General features: G+C 68.5%; 20 protein-coding genes. 8 read left to right on the plus strand and 12 right to left on the minus strand.

Annotated features, from left to right (window positions below; translation table 11 throughout):
- Window positions 1–92 precede the first annotated feature (92 nt).
- The 6 genes from FFS09_RS13375 to FFS09_RS13400 are packed head-to-tail and all read right to left on the minus strand — an operon-like array spanning window position 93 to window position 4923.
- Window positions 93–899 carry a cyclase family protein gene (locus tag FFS09_RS13375; RefSeq protein ID WP_137919384.1) on the minus strand — a complete coding sequence of 269 codons (807 nt, stop codon included), beginning with the start codon at window positions 897–899 and terminating at the stop codon, window positions 93–95.
- Between the two features lie 29 nt (window positions 900–928).
- Window positions 929–1705 carry an ABC transporter permease gene (locus tag FFS09_RS13380; RefSeq protein WP_137919385.1) on the minus strand — a complete coding sequence of 259 codons (777 nt, stop codon included), beginning with the start codon at window positions 1703–1705 and terminating at the stop codon, window positions 929–931.
- On the minus strand, window positions 1702–2457 hold the full coding sequence (locus FFS09_RS13385; protein ID WP_137919386.1) for an ABC transporter permease: 756 nt from the start codon (window positions 2455–2457) through the stop codon (window positions 1702–1704). Before FFS09_RS13385 ends, FFS09_RS13380 begins: the two co-directional genes overlap by 4 nt.
- A 5-nt stretch (window positions 2458–2462) precedes the next feature.
- Entirely contained in the window at window positions 2463–3230 is a 768-nt protein-coding gene (locus tag FFS09_RS13390) for an ABC transporter ATP-binding protein (RefSeq protein WP_137919387.1), read from the minus strand.
- A 32-nt stretch (window positions 3231–3262) separates the two neighbouring features.
- Window positions 3263–4204, minus strand: a complete 942-nt coding sequence (locus tag FFS09_RS13395; protein ID WP_137919388.1) for an ABC transporter substrate-binding protein — start codon at window positions 4202–4204, stop codon at window positions 3263–3265.
- Window positions 4201–4923: a TetR/AcrR family transcriptional regulator gene (locus tag FFS09_RS13400; protein WP_137919389.1), complete on the minus strand. Its 723-nt coding sequence runs from the start codon at window positions 4921–4923 to the stop codon at window positions 4201–4203. The genes FFS09_RS13395 and FFS09_RS13400 overlap by 4 nt, the downstream gene beginning before the upstream one ends.
- A gap of 132 nt (window positions 4924–5055) precedes the next feature.
- Between FFS09_RS13400 and FFS09_RS13405 the strand changes: the two genes are divergently transcribed.
- Window positions 5056–7137: an acetoacetate--CoA ligase gene (locus FFS09_RS13405; protein ID WP_137919390.1), complete on the plus strand. Its 2082-nt coding sequence runs from the start codon at window positions 5056–5058 to the stop codon at window positions 7135–7137.
- Between the two features lie 3 nt (window positions 7138–7140).
- On the opposite strand, the gene FFS09_RS13410 is transcribed toward FFS09_RS13405, so the two are convergent.
- The 4 genes from FFS09_RS13410 to FFS09_RS13425 form a co-directional block, all read right to left on the minus strand.
- On the minus strand, window positions 7141–7563 hold the full coding sequence (locus tag FFS09_RS13410; RefSeq protein WP_137919391.1) for a hypothetical protein: 423 nt from the start codon (window positions 7561–7563) through the stop codon (window positions 7141–7143).
- Between the two features lie 103 nt (window positions 7564–7666).
- Entirely contained in the window at window positions 7667–8569 is a 903-nt protein-coding gene (locus FFS09_RS13415; protein WP_137919392.1) for a DMT family transporter, read from the minus strand.
- 36 nt (window positions 8570–8605) lie between these two features.
- A complete protein-coding gene (locus FFS09_RS13420) occupies window positions 8606–9022 on the minus strand; it encodes a MarR family winged helix-turn-helix transcriptional regulator (protein ID WP_252374360.1) in 417 nt (138 codons plus the stop codon).
- Between the two features lie 89 nt (window positions 9023–9111).
- Window positions 9112–9633: a flavin reductase family protein gene (locus FFS09_RS13425; protein WP_137919394.1), complete on the minus strand. Its 522-nt coding sequence runs from the start codon at window positions 9631–9633 to the stop codon at window positions 9112–9114.
- Window positions 9634–9687: 54 nt separating this feature from the next.
- Here FFS09_RS13425 and FFS09_RS13430 point away from each other — a divergent pair, with 54 nt between their 5' ends.
- Genes FFS09_RS13430 through FFS09_RS13450 form a run of 5 tightly spaced genes read left to right on the plus strand, consistent with a single transcriptional unit; the run spans window position 9688 to window position 14997 of the window.
- Window positions 9688–10743 (plus strand): 2,5-dihydroxypyridine 5,6-dioxygenase NicX family protein, encoded by a 1056-nt coding sequence (locus tag FFS09_RS13430; protein WP_137919395.1) that lies wholly within the window; start codon window positions 9688–9690, stop codon window positions 10741–10743.
- A complete protein-coding gene (locus tag FFS09_RS13435; protein ID WP_137919396.1) occupies window positions 10740–11534 on the plus strand; it encodes an alpha/beta fold hydrolase in 795 nt (264 codons plus the stop codon). The genes FFS09_RS13430 and FFS09_RS13435 overlap by 4 nt, the downstream gene beginning before the upstream one ends.
- A gap of 29 nt (window positions 11535–11563) precedes the next feature.
- Window positions 11564–12805: a serine hydrolase domain-containing protein gene (locus FFS09_RS13440; RefSeq protein ID WP_137919397.1), complete on the plus strand. Its 1242-nt coding sequence runs from the start codon at window positions 11564–11566 to the stop codon at window positions 12803–12805.
- A gap of 48 nt (window positions 12806–12853) precedes the next feature.
- Window positions 12854–14101, plus strand: a complete 1248-nt coding sequence (locus FFS09_RS13445) for an acyl-CoA dehydrogenase family protein (protein WP_137919454.1) — start codon at window positions 12854–12856, stop codon at window positions 14099–14101.
- A gap of 23 nt (window positions 14102–14124) precedes the next feature.
- Window positions 14125–14997 carry a M14 family zinc carboxypeptidase gene (locus tag FFS09_RS13450; protein WP_137919398.1) on the plus strand — a complete coding sequence of 291 codons (873 nt, stop codon included), beginning with the start codon at window positions 14125–14127 and terminating at the stop codon, window positions 14995–14997.
- A gap of 4 nt (window positions 14998–15001) precedes the next feature.
- Here the strand turns inward: FFS09_RS13450 and FFS09_RS13455 are convergent, their stop codons facing one another.
- Window positions 15002–15937: a LysR family transcriptional regulator gene (locus tag FFS09_RS13455; RefSeq protein WP_137919399.1), complete on the minus strand. Its 936-nt coding sequence runs from the start codon at window positions 15935–15937 to the stop codon at window positions 15002–15004.
- A gap of 108 nt (window positions 15938–16045) precedes the next feature.
- On the opposite strand from FFS09_RS13455, the gene FFS09_RS13460 reads away from it, so the two are divergent.
- Window positions 16046–17212: a mandelate racemase/muconate lactonizing enzyme family protein gene (locus tag FFS09_RS13460; protein ID WP_137919400.1), complete on the plus strand. Its 1167-nt coding sequence runs from the start codon at window positions 16046–16048 to the stop codon at window positions 17210–17212.
- On the opposite strand, the gene FFS09_RS13465 is transcribed toward FFS09_RS13460, so the two are convergent.
- Window positions 17184–18539, minus strand: a complete 1356-nt coding sequence (locus tag FFS09_RS13465; protein WP_137919401.1) for a D-amino acid dehydrogenase — start codon at window positions 18537–18539, stop codon at window positions 17184–17186. The genes FFS09_RS13460 and FFS09_RS13465 overlap by 29 nt on opposite strands.
- Before the next feature lie 147 nt (window positions 18540–18686).
- Here FFS09_RS13465 and FFS09_RS13470 point away from each other — a divergent pair, with 147 nt between their 5' ends.
- Window positions 18687–19616, plus strand: coding sequence for a LysR family transcriptional regulator ArgP (locus FFS09_RS13470; RefSeq protein WP_137919402.1), 930 nt, complete (start codon window positions 18687–18689; stop codon window positions 19614–19616).
- Window positions 19617–19665: the final 49 nt, after the last annotated feature.

Consider the following 19665-nt stretch of genomic DNA (forward strand, 5'->3'; position numbering starts at 1 on the left):
GTGCGTGAGAAGAATGATCCGGCGCCGGGCCGCCCCAAGCCGGATCAGCCCCCGCGGGGGGCAGCGACCCGCGCAGCGGCGCAGCGTGGGGGCTATGCAGTGGCCTGCAATGCGTCGTCGAAGATGGCGACCGCGCGCGTCCAGCCGGCGGACGCGCCACGGATCTTGTGCGGGAAGCAGGAGATGGTGAAACCCGTGGGCGGCAGGGCTTCGAGGTTGTGCAGCTTCTCGATGTGGCAGTAGCCGATGTCGCGCCCGGCCTTGTGGCCTTCCCAGATCAGGCCGGCGTCCTGCGTGGCGGCGTACTTCTGCGCGGTGTACACGAAGGGCGCGTCCCAGCTCCAGGCATCGGTGCCGGTCAGGCGCACGCCGCGCTCCAGCAAATACATGGTCGCTTCGTAGCCCATACCGCAGCCGGCCGACACGAAATCGTTGTGGCCATAGCGCGAGCCGGCGCGCGTGTTCACCACCACGATCTCCAGTGGGCTCAGGGTGTGGCCGATGCGCGCCAGTTCGGCCTCCACGTCGGCCGCGGTCACCACGTAGCCGTCTTCGAAATGGCGGAAGTCCAGCTTCACGCCCGGCTGGAAGCACCACTCCAGCGGCACCTCGTCGATGGTGATGGCCGGCTTCTTCTCGCCCAGTGCCTTGTCCATGGTGCTGTGGAAGTGGTAGGGCGCGTCCAGGTGCGTGCCGTTGTGGGTGGACAGCTGCACCATCTCCACCGCCCAGACGTCGCCATCCGGCAGGTCTTCCTGCTTCAAGCCGGGGAAGAAGGGCGCCATCTGCTCGAACGAGTTCTTGTGGTCGAAGTACTGGATCTTGGGCGCGAACGCGGGCGGGTCGCTCACCACGTCGTTTTCAAGGTAGATGGACAGGTCGACGAATTTGCGGGGCATGGTTGTTCTCCGTGGGGGCGAGGTGAAATTCAGGGGCGCTGCCAGCGCAGCAAGGAGCGTTCGGCCAGTGCGAGCACCACGTTGCTCGCAAAGCCGAGCACACCGAGCAGCACGATGCCGGCGAACAGGTCGCTGGCCTGGAACGAGCGCGCGGCGAGCAGCACGGCCTGGCCCAGGCCGTCTTGCGAGGCGATCATTTCGCCCACCACCGAGACGATGAGCGAGACCGTCATCGACAGCCGCATGCCGGCCAGGATGTCGGGCATGGCGTTGGGCAGGCCGATCTTGAGCACGAAGGCCAGGTGGCTCAACTCCAGCGAGCGCGAGACCTCGCGCAGCTGCTTGTGCACGTTCGCCAGGCCGTGCAGCGTGGCCAGCAGCACCGGCCACATCGCACCGAACGCCACCACGGCCAGCACCATGCCGCCCGAGAGGCCGAACAGCGCAATGGCCAGCGGCATCACGGCCGAGGCGGGCAAGGGGCGGATGAACTCCAGCGTGGGTGCGAGCCATTCGCTGGCGCGTCGGGAGCTGCCGATGAGCGCACCCAAGGCAATGCCCAGCGCGCTGGCGAGCACCCAGCCGCTGAACATGCGGCTGAGCGTGGCCCAGGTGTAGCGGGCGAGGTCGCCACCGGCCAGGCCTTGCACCAGGCTTTGCAGCGTGGCTTGTGGTGTCGGCAAGAAGGCGCGGTTGACCCAGCCGCTGGTGCTGAGCGCCCACCACAGGGCGATGAAGGCCGCGAGCACGAAGACGGAGCCAGAGGCGTTGCCGATGGCGGCGAGGGACCGTTGTGTCTTGTTCATGCGGCCTGCTCCCCCATGCGGCGCGCGACGTGGCGTTGCAAGGCCAGCGCACCGACGTTGATGACGTAGCCCACGACACCGATCCACACCAGCCAGGCCAGCATCAGCGCCGGGTCCAGGCTTTGCTGCGCGATCATCATGGCGTAGCCCATGCCGTGCGGGTTGGCCGCGATCTCCACCGTGACGGCGACCACCAGCGCGATCGCCACACCCAGCCGCAGCGCGACGAACAGGCGCGGCACGATGGCCGGGCCGATGATCCAGGCGAAGCGCTGGCGCGGCGTGAGTTCGAGCGCGCGCGCCACCTCGAGCAGGCGCGGTTCGACCTGCGTGACCGCCGCCTGCGTGAGCACCAGCATGGGCCACAGGCAGGCGAAGGCGACCACGCTGAGCTCCATGCGCAGGCCGAAGCCGAACACCAGCATGGCCAACGGAATCAGCGCCACCGAAGGAATCGGCCGCGCCACTTCCACACTCAGAAAGCCCAGCCGCGCGGCGCGCCGGGACAAGCCGAGCAGCGTGCCCAGCAGCAGGCCGCCGAGTGCGCCAATCAACAGGCCGAGCGCGGCGGTGCCGAGCGTGAACGCGGTGGCTTCGAACAACGAACCATCGGTGATGGCGCCACCAAAGGCGCGCAACGCGGCCGAGGGTGGGGCGATGGCATCGCTGCCCTGGCCGGTGGTGCGCGCCCAGATTTCCAGCGCGCCGATCAGCAGCGCGGGGACCGCGAGCGATTTCAGGATCTTCACCATGGCGCTCAATGTCCCAGGTAGTGGTACAGCTCGCGGCGCAGGCGCAAAAATTCCGGATGCTCTTTGGTGCTGAGCTGGTCGCGCGGTTGCGGCAGCGGCACGTCGATCAACGCGGCCAGGCTGGGCGCTTCGGCCGTGGGATTGGCGCGCAGGGCGATCACGCGGTCGCCCAGGTACAGCGCCTCTTCCAGGTCGTGCGTCACGAACATCACGGTCAGGCCTTCCTCGCGCACCAGGCGCGCGAGTTCGTCCTGCAGCGTCTCGCGCGTCATCGCGTCGAGTGCGCCGAAGGGCTCGTCCATCATCATCACGTCGGGCCGCTGCGCGAGGCAGCGCGCGATCTGCACGCGCTGCTGCATGCCACCCGAAAGCTGTGCCGGAAACTTCTGCGCGTGCGCGCTCAGCCCCACCGTCTTCAGCACATGCGCGATGCGCGCGGGCCGCTCGGCCGTGGGCACGTTCGCCGCTTCCAGCGCCAGGCTCACGTTGGCCTGCACCGTGCGCCAGGGCAGCAGGGCGCGCCCGTAGTCCTGGAACACGAAGGCCACTTCGCGGCTGGGGCCGGTGATGGCCGCGCCCTTGCGGCGCACACTGCCGTGGCTCGGCGTCACGAAGCCCGCGGCGGCGCGCAGCAGCGTGGTCTTGCCGCAGCCCGACGGGCCGATCACGCAGACGAACTCGCCGCGTTTCACCGTGAGGTCGATCGGCGAGAGGATCTGGCGGCCGCCCAGTTCGATGGCCACGCCGTCAAAGTGCAGAACGGTGTCGGTCATCGCGGGAGCGGACGCGTGGTGTTCGGCGTGCTTCACTTGGCGATCAGGCGCGCAACGTCGGGCAGCGACTTGAGCATGTCCTGGTCCTTCATGAGGTTGACCCAGTAGGTGAGCTGCTTCTCGGTCACCACTGGCGCGGGCGGCGAAATCTGCGCCTTGGCGAGCACCTCGGGTGGCAGCTTGATGTACTTGCCGATGGCCGCGCGCACGGTGGCGTCGTTCTTCGGCTGCACCATGAAGGCGGCGGCTTCCTGCACCGCTTCGCGGAAGCCGCGCGCGGCGGCCGGGTTCTTGGCCACCCAGTCGCGTTTGGCCACGTGGATGATGGTGGGCTGGCCCTCCGGCAGGAAGGTCGAGTAGTACGAGGCCACGTAGCCCACGCCGGTGTCGGTGATGCGGCTCATGAACGGGTCGGCGCTGACCACGGCATCCACCGAACCGCCGCGCAGCAGGTCGCCGTGCTGCGGGAAGGCGGCTTCGACGAAGTTCACCTTCCTGTAGTCCACGCCCTGGTCCTTGAGCCAGGCGCGGAAGGTCACGTGCAGGAAGGCGCCCAGGCCCGGCACGCCGATCTTCTTGCCCACGCAGTCCTTGGCGCTGCGGATGCCGCTGCCAGCCTTGGCGATCAGGCCAAAGGCGGTGATGTTCTTCGAGGTCACGCCCGCGCCGGCCACGGCCACGTGGTCCAGCCCGCCGTCGACCGACTGCAGGAACACGCTGGGCGTGGGGCCGCCGATCTGCAGCGAGTCGGCCTGCACGGCCGCGGGGATGGTGGAGTTGATCGGGATGAATTTCAGTTCCACGTCGAGCGCGCGCTTCTTGAAGTAGCCGTTCTCGGCGGCCACGAACACCGAGGCGAAGTCGGTCACGGCGGTGTAGCCGAACACGATCCGGGTGTTGCTCTGCGCGAAGGCCGGCAGGCTCAGGGCTGCGGGAACGCTGGCCAGTGCGGCCAGGGCGGTGCGTCGTTTCATGTGGGTCTCCTTTTGGGTGTGGATGGCGAACGTGTGGGGGGCGGGGCGGGCAGCGCGGCGCGCAGACCACCGACGATGAAGCGCACCAGGCGCTCGGCGGCGGCCGGGTCGTTGGCGCGGTTCTGGTGGTGCGAGAGGCGCTCGACGCGGTTGTCCACCAGGTGGTGCAGCAAGGCGCCGAGCGCGAACTGGTAGCCCCAGGCCACGTCGGCGCGCGTGCTGTGGGGCAGGGCGGTGTGGATGGCGTCGATGAAGCGGTGCGCCAGCGGATCGAAGAAATCGTGCAGGACGCGCTCGGCTTCTTCGCTGTTGTAGGCCAGCTCGCGGCCCACGAGCTGCGCGTAGAACTGCCCCTCGGGACTGGAACGCATGCGGATCACCGGGTCGACAAAGGCTTCGACGATGCGCGTGAGCGTCTGCGGATCGGCCGGGTTCTGCGCGGCCACGTCCAGCGCGCTCAGCCGCTCTTCGATGGTATGGCCCCAGCTCGCGAAGACGGCGTGGAAGAGGTCCTGTTTCGGCCCGTAGTAATAGGCCACCAGCGCCAGCGGCACGCCCGCCTCTTCGGCGATCTGACGGATCGTCACGCCGTGGTAGCCGCGCTGCGCAAACAACTTCTCGGCCGCGAGCAGGATGGCCTGCTGCCGGTCCGGGCGCGGGGCGGCATCGCTCTTTCGGCGAGCGGCGGTGGATGGCGCGGTCTTGCGGGCGGTGGGCATGGCGATATTGAACACTTGTACAAAAATGTTGAACACCCGTACAAACCCTGGTGGGCGGTCTCGCCCATGCAACGCCGGACAACCGCAAAAACCCTAGGCGTGGCGCACTCGGCCGCGGTCTAAGCTCAGACCATGAACGCGCCCCACGTCCCCCAGATCCGCCTGTACCAACAATGGCTCGCCGAACACCGCGGCCTGCACTTCGACAGCTACGACGCGCTCTGGCGTTGGTCTACCACCGACCTCGACGGCTTCTGGCAAAGCATCTGGGACTACTTCGAACTGCAGTCGCCCACGCCGCACACCGCCGTGCTGGCGAAAAACGTGATGCCCGGCGCGCAGTGGTTCACCGGCGCGCGCGTGAACTACGCGCAGCAGGTGTTTCGCCACGCGCAGCCCGCGCACGAGGCCGGTTTTGCGGCCGTCGTCAGCCGCAACGAAAAGGGCCGGCAGGTTGAATTGAGCTGGCCCGAGTTGCGCCGCCAGGTGGCCTCGCTCGCGCAGCACCTGCAGGCGCAAGGCGTGCAACCGGGCGACCGCGTGGCGGCCTACCTGCCGAACATTCCGGAAGCGATGGTGGCCTTCCTGGCCACGGTGTCGCTCGGTGCGGTGTGGAGCATCTGCGCGCCCGACATGGGCACGAACGCCGTGCTCGACCGCTTTCGCCAGATCGAACCGGTGGTGCTGATCGCCTGCGATGGCGTGACCTACGCCGGGCGCGACCACGAGCGGCTGGGCGTGGTGGCCGAGTTGCGCGCGGCCTTGCCCACGGTGCGCCACGTGGTGATGCACACCAACCTGGCCGAGGACGCAGCGGCGCAGGCCGCGGCGCTGCAAGCCGCCGCGCCTTGCGCGAGCTTTGCCGCGGCGACCGCGCGCGACGATGCCGCCACCGCCGCCTTCGAACCCGTGTGGCTGCCGTTCGACCACCCGCTGTGGATCGTCTATTCCAGCGGCACCACCGGCCTGCCCAAGCCCATCGTGCACGGCCATGGCGGCACCCTGATCGTCGGCCTGGCGTTGAAGAACCTGCACAACGACGTGGGCTGCAGCTACCAGCCCAACAGCTGGGGCGAGCGCTTCCACTGGTACAGCTCCACCGGCTGGGTGATGTGGAACGCGCAGACCAGCGGCCTGCTCAACGGCACCACCTGCGTGATCTACGACGGCAACCCCGGCGGCAGCAAGGACAAGCCCGACTGGACCACGCTGTGGCGCTTCGCGGCCGAGCAGGGCGTGACCTTCTTCGGGGCCGGCGCGGCGTTTTTTGCCAACTGCCTCAAGTCGGGCGTGGACCTCGCGGCGTGTGGCGATCTTTCGGCCGTGCGCGCGCTCGGCACCACGGGATCTCCACTGTCGGAGGACGCTCAGCGCTGGGGCACGGCGCAGTTCCGCCGCATCGCGCGCAGCGCGGCGCAGCAGGACATCTGGTGGTGCAACATCAGCGGCGGCACGGACTTCGCCGGTGCCTTCATCGGCGGCCACCGCGAGTTGCCGCAAACACCCGGGCGCATGCAATGCCGCCTGCTGGGCTGCGCGGTCGAGGCGTGGAACGAACAGGGCCAGCCGGTGATCGACGAGGTGGGCGAGCTCGTGTGCGCGCAGCCCATCCCGTCGATGCCGCTGTACTTCGTGGGCGACCCGGACAACCGGCGTTTGATCGGCAGCTACTTCGACGCCTACCCACCCGGCCAGGGCCGCAAGCCCGGCGGCGGTGACCTCGACGCCGAGGCCGGCGCGGTCTGGCGCCACGGCGACTGGCTGCGCATCCACACCGACGGCTCGTGCGTGATCTATGGCCGCTCCGACGCCACCATCAACCGCCATGGCCTGCGCATGGGCACGAGCGAGCTTTACAGCGCGGTGGAGGCCCTGCCCGAGGTGATGGACTCGATGGTGGTCGACCTCGAGTACCTGGGGCGCGAGAGCTACATGCCGCTGTTCGTGGTGCTGCGCGAAGGACTCACGCTCGACGCCGCCACGCAGCAGCGCATCAACGACAGCATCAAGACCGCGCTGTCACCGCGCTTCGTGCCCAACGCCATCTTCCAGGTGGCCGAGATTCCGCGCACGCTTTCCGGCAAGAAGCAGGAACTGCCGATCAAGAAACTGCTGCTCGGCCAGCCGCTGGAGAAAGTCATCAACCGCGAGGCGATGGCCAATCCGGGGAGCCTGGACTGGTATGTGAGGTTCGCGGCGGCACGGGGCGCCTGAGCATCACAGCGTGAACAGCTTGACCACGCCCCAGGCCACCACGCCCACCTGCACGACGTTGAGCAGCATGCCCGTGAGGTGCAACCGCCGAAACTGAGCGATCGCGGTGGCGTCGCCGCTGTTGATCCGCTCCCGCAGCGCGTCCATGCGCGGGATGACCCAGCGGTGCAGCGAAAACGCCAACGCGGCCACACCGGCCATGGCCAGGGACAACCCGATGCGGCCGATCGCGATCTGCGCCAACGCGCCGATGCTGGCGGCGATCGCGATCACGGTGTAGTAGTGGTGGAACAGCCCCCGAATGAAACGCGCGTCTTGCGGCGTGTCGTGTTTGAGGATCAGCAAGGGTGGCGATGCGAAGGTGAAGAACAGCATCGGAAAGAGCAGCGCGACCGCCGACAACGCGGCGATGAGTTTGGGTAGCACCTGGACTCTCCTTGTCGCCGCTTTGGGGCGCTGCGCCATCGCGGAATGAGCGAGCGGCCGAAATCCTCACGCGCTGGACTGACGAGGGACTTACATAGGCCCCTCAGCGCTTCGACACCAGCACGATCCCCACCGCCACCCCGACCAGCGCCACCACCAGCTGCGGCGTGAGCGGCTCGCCCAGCAGCACCACGCCGAACACCAGCGCGAACACGGGCGTGAGGAAGGTGAAGGTCGACATCTGCGTGGCCGGGTAGTGGCGCAGCATCCACATCCAGGCGAGGTAACTGGCGAACGCGCCGATCACCGTTTGCAGTGCCACCGAGCCCCAGGCCATTGCGGAGTAGTCGAAACCCCAGCGCTCGCCCAACGCCAGCGAGATCACCGGCGCCACCAGGGCCGTGACGCCGAGTTGGTAGAACAGGGTTTTTTCCGCGCTGGCCGAGCTGAGCCGCGTGGCGCGGATGGTCAGCGTGGTCAGGCCCCAGAGCAGGCCCGCCGCCAGCCCCATCAGGTCGCCGCGCCATTGGCCCACCGCCGGCGAGCTGTGCAGGAAGCCTTCGCTGAAGGCGATGGCCACGGCGATGAAGGCCAGCGTCAGGCCGATCCACTGCACCTGGCGCAGCCGCTCGCCGGGTACCACGCGCGGCAGCAGGATCGCCACCACGAAAGGGCTGGTGTAAAGGAACACCGTCAGGCGCGAGGCGCTGGTGTGCATCAGGCCCAGGTAGATGAAGCAGAACTCGCCCGCGAACAACAAGCCGGCCAGCACACCAGCGCGCAAGGTGCCGTCGCGCTGGAACAGCGGCACGCCGCGCGCCGCGCACCAGGCCCAGAGCAGCGCGGTGGCGCCCACCATGCGGATGGACGCCTGCCACAGCGGTGGAATCTCCGCCACCGCGAACTTGATCAGGATCTGCTGAAAGCCCCAGAAGGCGCAGCAGACCACGAGCAGGGTGATCGCGAGGGCGTCGAGGTGGTTCTTGCGCTGGGGCGGTGTGGTCATGCGGGCGATTGTCGGTGTGCGTGGTGGCCCCGTCTGTCACAGGGGCTTGGGTTGCGCGAGCCGGCGCAGTTGCGCTTTGAGCCGACGCACCTCGGCCGCGCTCAATGTGCCCAGCGCCGCGGCCTCGTGCTCGCGCGCCTGCGCGATCAGCGGCGTCACCTTCTTCTGCCCGGCCGCGGTGATGCTCACCAGCGTGCGGCGCTGGTCGGCCGGGTCGTCGCGCAGCGTCACCCAGCCTTGGGCGGCCAGGCGCTGCACGAGTTTGGTCACGGTGGGTTGCTGGCTCAGCACCTCGAACGCCAGCTGGCCCACCGGCATGGGCGGCTGTGCGCTGAGGGTGGCCAGCACGCGCCATTCGATACTGCTCAGTCCGGCCTCGCGCACCACGGCGTCGAAGTCCTTGAACAAGGCGTGGTTCGCCTGGCCCAGGAGGTAGCCCAGGTAGTCGTTCACGAAGCGAGTCGTGCCCCCATGCTCCGCCGCTGCCCCCTGCGGGGGCTGATCCGCCTTGGGGCGGCCAGGCGGCGGCTCGGCTCGGCTGCTCACAACGGATGCTCGGTGTAGAAGCGCCCCCCATGGAACAGCAGGGGCGAGGCCTCGGGCCGGTGGTTGCAGCGTTCCACCTCGCCCACGAAGATCACGTGGTCGCCCTCGGCGTACTGGCTGCGGTTGAAGCATTCGAACGTCGCGGCCGCGCCATCGAGCAGCGGCGCGCCGCTGGCGCCGCCGGTGAAACCCACGCCGGCCCAGCGGTCGGTGCCGCGCGCGGCGAACTGTTCGGCCAGCGCCTGCTGGTCAGCGGCGAGCACGTTGATCGCGTAGTGGCGGCCGTTGGAAAACGCGGCCATCGAACCCGCCGCACGCGCCAGGCTCCAGAGCACCAGCGGGGGCGACAGCGACACGGAGTTGAACGAATTGGCGGTCAGGCCGACGAGCTCACCGCTGTCGGTGCGCGCCGTCACGATCGTCACCCCCGTGGCGAACATGCCCAATGAAGCGCGGAATTCCAGCGCCGAAAAATCGGGAGGGCGGGCCTGCAGGCCAGCGGAACGGGCAGGGGACATGGTTGGAATTTACATGAAAATTCATGAATAATGGGGCGACAAGGAGACAAGCCCATGCTGCAGGAGCGGACAGAACCCGCCTGGATCGACGCCTTCGAAACCGTGCTGCGCCGCTGCGCTGTGCAGCCCGGCGACACGGTGGCCATTCTCGGTGAAACCCAGAGCCGGCCGGTTTTGCTGGCGCTGGCGCAGTTGGCGGCGGCCCGCGTGGGCGCGCGCACCTTCACGCTCACGCTGCCGTCGGTGTTCGCCGCAGCGGGCGAGCCGGTGTCGCGCTCCACGGGCGCCAGCCCCGTCATCCAGCAGCTCGCGCCCGTCATCGCGGCATTGGCGGGCTGCACGCTGGTGCTGGACTGCACGGTCGAGGGCCTGATGCACGCGCCCGAGCTGCCGGCGATTCTGAAAGGCAATGGCAGCGCGCAGCCGCGCATCGTCTACGTGAGCAACGAACACCCCGAGGCGCTGATGCGCCTGCTGCCCGACGACGCCACCGAAGCGCGCGTGAAAGACCATGTGAAGCGCCTGCGCGGCGCCAGGACCATGCGTGTCACGTCGGCCGCGGGCACCGACCTGAGCATCTCGCTGCAGGGCGCGGTGGCCGGCGGGAACTGGGGCAGCACCACGCGCCCCGGCACGCTCACGCACTGGCCCGGTGGCCTGGTGCTGGCATTCCCCGCGGCCGGCAGCGTGAACGGCACGCTGGTGCTGGCCGAGGGCGATGTCAACCTCACCTTCAAGCGCTACGTCGAACGCGCGATCACGCTCACCATCGAGAACGACCACGTCACGCGCATCGACGGCAGCGGCGTGGACGCCGAGCTGCTGCGCAGCCATTACGCGGCCTGGAACGAAAAGGAAGCCTACGCGGTGAGCCACATCGGATATGGATTGAACGACGCCGCGCGCTGGGACAGCATGGCGCTCTACGACAAGCGCGATTTCAACGGCACCGAGCTGCGCGCCTTCGCCGGCAACTTTCTCTACAGCACCGGCGCGAACGAAGTCGCGGGCCGGCACACACGCGGGCATTTCGACTTTCCCTTGCGCCACTGCACGGTGCAGCTCGACGGCGCCACGGTGATCGACGCCGGTCAGGTGGTGGCCGCATGATCCCGAAGTTCACGACCCTGGGCAGCGGCCCCACCGTGTTGATGTTGCACGGCATCGGGGGCGGACACGTCGCGTTCGCGCCGCAGGTGGAAACGCTGGCCAATGCCGGCTACCGCGCGGTGGCCTGGGACATGCCCGGCTATGGCCACAGCGCGCCCATCGAGCCCTACACCTTCAAGGGCCTGGCGCAGAGCTGCCTCGACCTCATCGACGCCTTGCAGTGCGAACACGTGGTGCTGCTCGGCCACAGCATGGGCGGCATGGTGGCGCAAGAGGTAGTGGCGCGCTGGCCGGAGCGCGTGAGCCGGCTGGTGCTGTGCGGCACATCGGCCGCGTTCGGCAAGCGCACCGACGGCCGCAGCGCCGACGCGTGGGCGCAGCAGTTCATCGCGCAGCGCACCGCGCCGCTGGACGCAGGCCAGAGCATGGCCGACGTGGCGCAAAAGCTGGTGCCGCAAATGGTCGGCCCGGGCGCGCTGCCCGAAGGCCTGCGGCTGGCCGAGCATTGCATGGCGGGCGTGCCCGCGGCCACCTACCGCCGCGCGCTGGACTGCCTCGTCACCTTCGACCGCCAGTCCGCCCTGGGCCGCATCGGCGTGCCCACGCTGCTCGTCGGCGGCGAGTTCGACCGCGTCGCCGCGCCGGCCGTGATGCAGCAGATGGCGCAAGCCATAACGCACGCGCACTACGCCGAACTCAAGGGCATTGGCCACCTGATGAACCTGGAAGCACCCGAAGAATTCGACGGGTTGTTGCTCGATTTCCTGGCGCAGACGCGCGCCGTGCATTGACCTCACCCGCCGCGCGCAAGGAGAAGGCCATGAAACGTTTGCAGACCAGCGTGATGGCCATCCTCTTGCTGGGCGCGGGCGCAAGCCTCGCCGAGCCCGACGAAGCCTTGCTCGGCCAGGGGCAGGGCTATCCGGTCGGCAGCATCCAGACCTGGGCGCGAAACCCCTACCGCGTGGGGTCGTGGTCCGCCCTGGACCAGGTGCCTGGCGTGCGGGTCAACCGCGTCGCGCCGTCGTCGCAGGTGCGCCCGCTGCCGCCGATGGCGCAGCCGCCGGCCCTGCGCTACCGCTACCGCAACCTCGGCTATTCGATCGACGAGTACCTCGACCGCCAGCGCGCCACGGGCCTGCTCATCCTGAAGGACGGGCAGGTCGTGGCCGAGCGCTACCGCTACGCGCGGCCACCCACGGCGCGCTTTGTGTCGTTCTCCATGGCCAAGAGCGTGGTCTCTCTGCTGGTGGGCGTGGCGCACGCGCAGGGGCTGATCGCTTCGCTGGACGACCCCGCCGAGAAGTACGCCAAAGACCTCGCGGGCACACCTTATGGCGCCACCAGCCTGCGGCATTTGCTCAACATGTCCTCGGGCCTGACGTTCACGGAGCGCTACGACGGCAACGACGACGTGATGCGGATGGGCCGCGCTTTCGTGGCCGATCCGCAAGGTTCGATGGCCGTGTTGAAGACGATCCAGCAGCGGCACGCGCCCGAAGGTGAGCGGTTCGTGTACGCCAGCGCCGAGACCGAGGTGCTCGGCTACGCGCTGCGCGGCGCCACCGGGAGAAGCCTGGCGGGGCTGACGCAGTCGTGGTTGTGGGAGCCGATGGGCGCCGAGCACGAAGCGTTCTGGCGCACGGGCGCCGATGGCCAGGAAGGTGCGTTCGGCTTCTTCAACGCGAGCCTGCGCGATTGGGGTCGGCTCGGCGCGCTGCTGGCCGAAGACGGCCAGGTGGCAGGGCGCCAGGTCGTGCCGCGCGACTACCTGCTCGCGGGCACGGACGCCGCGCAACTGCCCGCTGCCTTGAAGCCCGGACGCGCCACGCCGTATTTCGGCTATGGCCACCAGTTCTGGGTGTTGCCCATGAAGGAGCGCACGTTCGTGATGCAGGGTGTGCACGGGCAGCGCCTGTACGTGCAGCCGGCCAGCCGCACCGTGATGGTGATCACCTCGGTGTGGGAGCACCCGGCCGGCGCGGCGACCGAAGGGCCGTCGCGCGAAACCGATGCGCTGTGGCGCGGCGTGTTGACCTCCCTGGGCGCCCGCACCGACTGAGACCCCGTTCGACCACCGACCTGACCACGGAACACCGCCATGGACGCCTTGCCTTCCCTCAGCTTCACCCCCGCCGTGGGCGACCTGCCGTTCACGCCTTTGCAACGCGATCTGCTCGCCAGGGCCCACGCGCTCGGTCGCGACCGCTTCGCCGCGCGCGCCGCGCAGTGGGACCGCGAGGCCAGCTTCCCGTTCGCCAACTACGACGACCTGCGCGAGGCCGGCTTCCTCAAGCTCTGCGTGCCCACGGCGCACGGTGGCCTGGGCGCCGACTACGCCACCTACATGATGGTGGCGGCCGAGATCGGCCGCTTCTGCGGCGCCACCGCGCTCACCTGGAACATGCACATCTGCAGCACCATGTGGACCGGCGTGCTGGCCGACGGCATCGCCATGACCGACGCCCAACGCGCCGAGCACCTGGCGCGCCGCGAGCTGCATTTCAAGCGCATCGTGGACGACGGCGCGGTCTACGCCCAACCCTTCAGCGAAGGCAGCGCCGCCGCCGCGGGCCGTGCGCCCTTCGGCACCACCGCGAGAAAAGTGGAAGGCGGCTGGCTCGTCAACGGTCGCAAGATTTTCGCCAGCCTCTCGGGCGCTGCCGACTACTACGGCATCCTTTGCACCGAAGACAAGGGCGACCACCACCCCGACGCGCGCGACACGCTCTACATCAGCGTGCCCGCCACCAGCGCGGGCTTCTCCATCAGCGGCGAGTGGGACCCGCTCGGCATGCGCGGCACCGTCAGCCGCAACCTCGCGTTCCAGGACGTGTTCGTGAGCGACGCCGAGCAGCTCATGCCACGCGGCATCTACTTCAAGGGCGCGCAGACCTGGCCCGCCATGTTCTTCACGCTCGCGCCCACCTACCTCGGCGTGGCCACCGCGGCCTACGACTTCACGGTGAAGTACCTGCGGGGCGAAGTTGAGGGCGAACCGCCCGTGAAGCGCCGGCAGTACCCCACCAAGCAGATCGCGGTGGCGCAGATGCGCATCCAGCTGGAGAGCATGAAGAGCCTCTTCGCGCGCGCCATCGCCGAGGCCCAACCCAACCCGTCGAAGGATCAGAAACTGCGCCTGTACGCCGCGCACTACAGCGTGATGGAAGGCGCCAACGACATCGCGCGCCTGGCCCTGCGCACCTGCGGCGGCCAGAGCATGATGAAGCACCTGCCCCTGGAACGCCTGTACCGCGACAGCCGCTGCGGCGCGCTCATGCTGCCGTGGACGGCCGAACTCATCCTCGATCGCATGGGCCGCGAGACGCTGTACGAGGCGGGCGAGAAAGACGACTGAAGGTCGGTGCCTAGAATGCGGCGATGCACTGTGCCCCACTGCCTCGCCGCCACCCGTCGCTGACCATTGCGCTGGGCGGTTTGCTGTTGGCAACGAGCGCCTTCGCGGCGTCGCCCTTGCGCGGTCCCGCGCACCACCGCACCGTGGCCACGGAGAACCCCTGCGCGGCCCTGGTGGCGCGCCTGCCCAACCTGAAACGCCCGCTGTGCGACGCGGCGGCGCTGCGCGCCACCACCGGCCGCTCGGTGAAAGGGCGCACGCTGTACGCGCGCGACGTGGCGGCCCCCGATGCGAAGTTGCGCGTGCTGGTCATCGGCGCCATGCACGGCGACGAGCTGTCCTCGGCGGCGGTCGCGCTGCACTGGATCCAGCTCGCGGTCCAGGCACCCGCCAACGCACACTGGCGCTTCCTTCCCGTGCTCAACCCCGATGGCCTCCTGGTGCGTCCCGCGCGGCGCACCAACGCCAACGGCGTCGACCTGAACCGCAACTTCCCCACGCCGAACTGGGAACGCGACGCCAGGATCTATTGGGAACAGCGCACGCGCAAAGACCCGCGCCGCTGGCCCGGGCCGAAGCCACTGTCGGAGCCCGAGTCGCGCTTCCTGCACGAAGAGATGGCGCGCTTCGACCCGCACCTGATCGTGAGCATCCACGCGCCCTACGGCGTGCTCGATTTCGATGGCCCGGGCGCGCCACCGCCCAAGCTCGGTCGCCTGTTCCTCGACCAGGTCGGCATCTTCCCCGGCAGCCTCGGCCACTACGGTGGCGTGCACCAGGGCATGCCGGTGGTCACCGTCGAATTGCCCAACGGATTTCGCACGCCGCTGGATTCGGAAATGCGCCAGATGTGGCTGGACCTGCACGGCTGGATGGGCGAGCGGCTGAGGCCCTGAGCCTTCATCCACTCGCGCCGCCGCTGACCAGCGACCACAGCGCCTCGGCCGACGCGGTCATCTCGCCCGGCTGCCGGTACAGCCGGATCTGCACGTCCAGCGCCCAGTTGTCGCCACCCGCCACCGCCAGCTGTCCGCTCTGCAATTCGGCGGCCACCAGACTGCGCGGCAGCCAGGCGATGCCCCGACCCTCCAGCGCCATGGTCTTGAGCACCACCGCATGGTGCGCGGAGAACACCGTGCGATGCGGCGCATCGCCACCGAGCCGCGAACGCAGGCCGGTCTGCAGCAGGCGGCCGAGCCCGGCGGAAGGGTGGTACGCGAGGATCGGCAGGTCGTCCTTGGCCGACGCGCTATCCAGGTGGAACGCGGGTGTGCCATCGGCCTGCGCGGCGGCCACCGGCAGTAGCGTGTCCTGGCCCACCGCGCGCATCGGGTGGCCGGACGCCTCCAGCCGCCCCGGCACCGACGGGTGGCCGTGGCACAGCAGAAAGTGCACGCCGCGCTGCAGCATCAGGTCTTCGCAGGCTTCGAGGTTGTTGGAATGCATCTGCACCGTGCGCGGCCCGAGCGTCTGCTCCAGGCGCGAGAACCACCCGGGGAAGAAGGCGAACGACAGCACGTGCGTGGCCGCGAAGCGCAGGCCGGTGGCGGCCTCGTCGTGCGCCTCGCGTGTCTTGAGGCGCGCGGCCTCAAGACGGCCCAGCAGGTCTTCCAGCAAGGGCTTGAAGCGCTCACCGGCCGGCGTGAGCACGGCGGGGTGCGCGCTGCGGTCGAACAGGGCCACGCCGGTCCACTCTTCGAGCGAGCGGATGTGACGGCTGAACGCGGGTTGCGCGATGAAGCGCGCCTTGGCCGCGCGCGAGAAGCTACCGGTCTCGGCCAGCACGAGGAAATCCTCCAGCCATTCGAGGTCGAGGGGTCGGTTGCCGGGGCCCATGGATGGAGGTGCTTTCGCGCAGATAGATGTATGCGTTTCGGGTATTGGACGCGTCGCGGTCCGTGGGAAATGATGCCACCCATTCCTTACCCACCCCGAGACGCCCGCATGAAAATCGTCGACATCGCCGAGTCCACCCGCCCGATCAAATCGGACATCCGCAACGCCTACATCGATTTTTCGAAGATGACCCTGAGCCTGGTGGCCGTGGTCACCGACGTGATCCGCGATGGCCAACCGGTGATCGGCTACGGCTTCAACTCCAACGGCCGCTACGGCCAGGGCGGCCTGATCCGCGACCGTTTTCGCCCGCGCGTGCTCGAAGCCGACCCGGCGAGCCTGCTCGATGAAACCGGCGACAACCTTGACCCGCACAAGGTCTGGGCACAGATGATGATCAACGAGAAGCCCGGCGGCCACGGCGAGCGCTCGGTGGCAGTCGGCACCATCGACATGGCGGTGTGGGACGCGGTGGCCAAGATCGCCGGCAAGCCGCTGTACCAGCTGCTCGCCGAGCGTTACGGCACCGGCACGCCCAACCCGCGCGTGTTCGTTTACGCCGCCGGTGGTTACTACTACCCGGGCAAAGGCCTGGATGGTCTGCGCAAGGAGATGGAGAGTTACCTGGCGCGCGGTTACTCGGTGGTGAAGATGAAGATCGGCGGTGCCTCGCTCGCCGACGACTGCGAGCGCATCGAGTCCGTGCTGAAGATCCTCGGCCCGGGCCAGCAGCTCGCGGTGGACGCCAACGGCCGCTTCGATCTCAAGACCGCGCTCGACTACGGCAAGGCGATGTCGCAGTACCCGCTGTTCTGGTACGAAGAAGCCGGCGACCCGCTCGACTACGAACTGCAAGCCCGGCTCGGCGAGGTCTACCAGGGCCCGATGGCCACGGGCGAAAACCTGTTCTCGATGCAGGACGCGCGCAACCTGATCCGCCACGGCGGCATGCGCCCGGACCGCGACTGGCTGCAGTTCGACTGCGCGCTGAGCTACGGCCTGGTCGAGTACCTGCGCACGCTCGACATGCTCAAGGAAAACGGCTGGTCGCCCAGCCGTTGCATCCCGCACGGCGGCCACCAGATGTCGCTGGCCATTGCTGCGGGGCTTGGGTTGGGCGGCAACGAGAGCTACCCGGACCTGTTCCGGCCTTACGGCGGTTTCCCCGACGGCGTGAAGGTGGAGCAGGGTTACGTGACCTTGCCACCGCTGCCGGGCATCGGCTTCGAAGGCAAATCCGATCTCATCACCGAGATGCGCGCACTGGCTTCGTGAGCGGGGCGGCGTGCGTGGCCTGGCGTGCGCGTGCCGCGTCCATGCCGTGGAAGCCGAAGTTCATCGCGGGCTGCTCGCCGCTGATGAGTTCGGCCATCGCCTTGCCCGAGCCCGCGCCGTGCGTCCAGCCCAGCGTGCCGTGGCCGGCGTTGATCCAGAGCTTGCGCAGCTTCGTGCGGCCGATCAGCGGAATGTTGGTCGGCGTGGCGGGGCGCAGTCCACACCAGAATTGCGGGTCGCCGCCTTGCTCGGGCGTGCGCGTGTCGGCCACGCCGGGGAACACCTGCTCGATGCGGCGCACCAGCATCTCGCAGCGCTTGCGCGCCAGCGGTGTATCAAGCGAGAGATCGAAGCCGCCCAGTTCGATGGTGCCGGCCACGCGCAACTGATTGCCCAGGCGCGAGATGGCGCATTTCATCTGGTCGTCGAGCATGCTCACCGAAGGCGCGCGCTCTGGCTGCAGCAGCGGCAGCGTCGCGCTATAGCCTTTGCCGGGGTAGATCGGCACGTGCACGCCCACCGACTTGAGCAGTGGCGTGGAGTACGAGCCGCAGGCCACCACGAACGCGTCGGCCCTGAGCGCGCGCGCCGCACCGATGGCGCGATCGCGCACTCGCACCTGGCGCACCTCGCGGCCGTCGCTTTCGATGCGCTCGATGTCGTGGCCGAACAGCAGTTGCGCGCCACGCTGGCCGCAGCGGGCCGCGAGCTGTTGCGTGAACACGCGCGCATCGCCCGACTCGTCGCTCTTCGTGAAGGTGCCGCCGACGATGCGCTCGCCAAAGGACTTCAGCGCGGGTTCGATCTTCAACAGCTCATCGCGCGAGACCACGCGGCGTTGCACGCCAAAGCGCTGCATCACAGCGGCGGCATCGGACGCGCCATCGAACGCTTTCTGGTCGGTGTAGTAGTGCGCGATGCCGCGTTCCAGGCGGTTGTATTCGATGCCCGTCTCGGCCACCACGTCCTTCAGCGCCGCATGGCTGTACGCGCCCAGCGCCACGAGTTGCGCCACGTTGCGCACGAAGGCCGCGTCGTTGCACTGCGCGAGGAACTGCAGGCCCCAGCGCCACTGGTCCCAGTCGAGCTGCGGGCGGAACAGCAGCGGCGACTCGTCGGAGAACATCCACTTCAGCGTCTTGAGCGGCGCGTCCTTGTTGGCCCAGGGTTCGCAGTAGCTCACCGAAATCTGCGCCGCGTTGGCGAAGCTGGTTTCCAGCGCGGCATCAGCCTGCCGATCGACCAGGGTGACGTCGTGCCCGCGTTGCAGCAGGTGCCACGCTGTGCTGATGCCGATGATGCCTGCGCCCAATACCGTGACTTGCATGGTCCGCTCCAGAGAAGGAAGGGTGAATGGCCGCAGTATCGAAAATATCGGGTTCTTGGTGAAGCGAAATTAAACTAACATTACGTTCATCAGAATGACTTATGTGCAGGCCACAAGCCGCGCACACCCCGTTTGCCGGAGGTTTCCATGAGCACCTTTGACCCTGACGCCCTTGAATGTCTGGCCGCCATCATCGAAGAGGGCGGCTTCGAGCGGGCCGCGCAGCGCCTCTCCATCACCCAGTCGGCCGTGTCGCAGCGCCTGCGCGCGCTGGAGGCGCAGGTGGGCACGGTGCTGATCGTGCGCAGCCGCCCGCTCAAGCCGACGGCGGCGGGCCAGCTCATGCTCAAGCACGCCAAGATGATGCGGCTGCTGCGCGCCGACCTCGAGAAAGATCTGAAGGAACTCGCGCCCAGTTCCACCGGCCACGGCCGCGACGAAGAGCGCATTTCGGTGGCCATCAACGCCGACAGCATCGCGACCTGGGCGCTGCCCGCGCTCGACGCGTTGGCCAAAGGCGGTCTGCCGATCGAAATCATCACCGACGACCAGGAGTTCACCCACGAGTGGCTGCGCGAAGGTCAGGTGCTGGGCTGTGTGACCTCGCTCGGCCAGGCGCTGCGCGGCTGCAAGATGGAAGCGCTGGGGACCATGGACTACGTGGCTGTGGCGCAGGCGGACTACGCCGCCGAGCACCTGCCCAAAGGATTGAATGCGCACAACTTCCACAAGCTGCCGTTCGTGGCGTTCAACCGCAAGGACAACCTGCAGCACGGCTTCGTCGCCAAGGCCTTCGGCCTGCCGCGCGTGATGCTCAAGCAGCTGTTCGTGCCCTCCAGCGAAGGCCAGGTGCGCGCGGTGCAGGCGGGTTGGGGGGTCAGCGTGGTGCCCGAGTTGCGCGTGCGCGATCTGCTCACGCGTGGCGAGCTGGTGAACCTCGCGCCACGCCATCGGCTGGGCGTGGACTTGCACTGGCATTGCTGGAACCTCAACTCCGACGTGCTCGACGCGTTGAGCACGGCGCTGCGCCGCGCCGCCGCGCAGAACCTTCGCGCCGCCGAGTCGGCCGCCGCCTGAAAAAGCAAAAGGCCCGCAACGCGGGCCTTTTGCGGGGCGAAGGGGCGCG

The sequence above is a fragment of the Hydrogenophaga sp. 2FB genome (assembly GCF_005503365.1).
GTDB lineage: Bacteria > Pseudomonadota > Gammaproteobacteria > Burkholderiales > Burkholderiaceae_C > Hydrogenophaga.

Coding starts and splice junctions, on each gene's coding strand:
- FFS09_RS13390 (WP_137919387.1), bottom strand. CDS start 3,230: ATGACCGACACCGTTCTGCACTTTGACGGCGTGGCCATCGAACTGGGC.
- FFS09_RS13400 (WP_137919389.1), bottom strand. CDS start 4,923: ATGCCCACCGCCCGCAAGACCGCGCCATCCACCGCCGCTCGCCGAAAG.
- FFS09_RS13440 (WP_137919397.1), top strand. CDS start 11,564: ATGAAACGTTTGCAGACCAGCGTGATGGCCATCCTCTTGCTGGGCGCG.
- FFS09_RS13385 (WP_137919386.1), bottom strand. CDS start 2,457: ATGGTGAAGATCCTGAAATCGCTCGCGGTCCCCGCGCTGCTGATCGGC.
- FFS09_RS13455 (WP_137919399.1), bottom strand. CDS start 15,937: ATGGGCCCCGGCAACCGACCCCTCGACCTCGAATGGCTGGAGGATTTC.
- FFS09_RS13430 (WP_137919395.1), top strand. CDS start 9,688: ATGCTGCAGGAGCGGACAGAACCCGCCTGGATCGACGCCTTCGAAACC.
- FFS09_RS13470 (WP_137919402.1), top strand. CDS start 18,687: ATGAGCACCTTTGACCCTGACGCCCTTGAATGTCTGGCCGCCATCATC.
- FFS09_RS13415 (WP_137919392.1), bottom strand. CDS start 8,569: ATGACCACACCGCCCCAGCGCAAGAACCACCTCGACGCCCTCGCGATC.
- FFS09_RS13380 (WP_137919385.1), bottom strand. CDS start 1,705: ATGAACAAGACACAACGGTCCCTCGCCGCCATCGGCAACGCCTCTGGC.
- FFS09_RS13450 (WP_137919398.1), top strand. CDS start 14,125: ATGCACTGTGCCCCACTGCCTCGCCGCCACCCGTCGCTGACCATTGCG.
- FFS09_RS13425 (WP_137919394.1), bottom strand. CDS start 9,633: ATGTCCCCTGCCCGTTCCGCTGGCCTGCAGGCCCGCCCTCCCGATTTT.
- FFS09_RS13460 (WP_137919400.1), top strand. CDS start 16,046: ATGAAAATCGTCGACATCGCCGAGTCCACCCGCCCGATCAAATCGGAC.
- FFS09_RS13375 (WP_137919384.1), bottom strand. CDS start 899: ATGCCCCGCAAATTCGTCGACCTGTCCATCTACCTTGAAAACGACGTG.
- FFS09_RS13435 (WP_137919396.1), top strand. CDS start 10,740: ATGATCCCGAAGTTCACGACCCTGGGCAGCGGCCCCACCGTGTTGATG.
- FFS09_RS13465 (WP_137919401.1), bottom strand. CDS start 18,539: ATGCAAGTCACGGTATTGGGCGCAGGCATCATCGGCATCAGCACAGCG.
- FFS09_RS13395 (WP_137919388.1), bottom strand. CDS start 4,204: ATGAAACGACGCACCGCCCTGGCCGCACTGGCCAGCGTTCCCGCAGCC.
- FFS09_RS13405 (WP_137919390.1), top strand. CDS start 5,056: ATGAACGCGCCCCACGTCCCCCAGATCCGCCTGTACCAACAATGGCTC.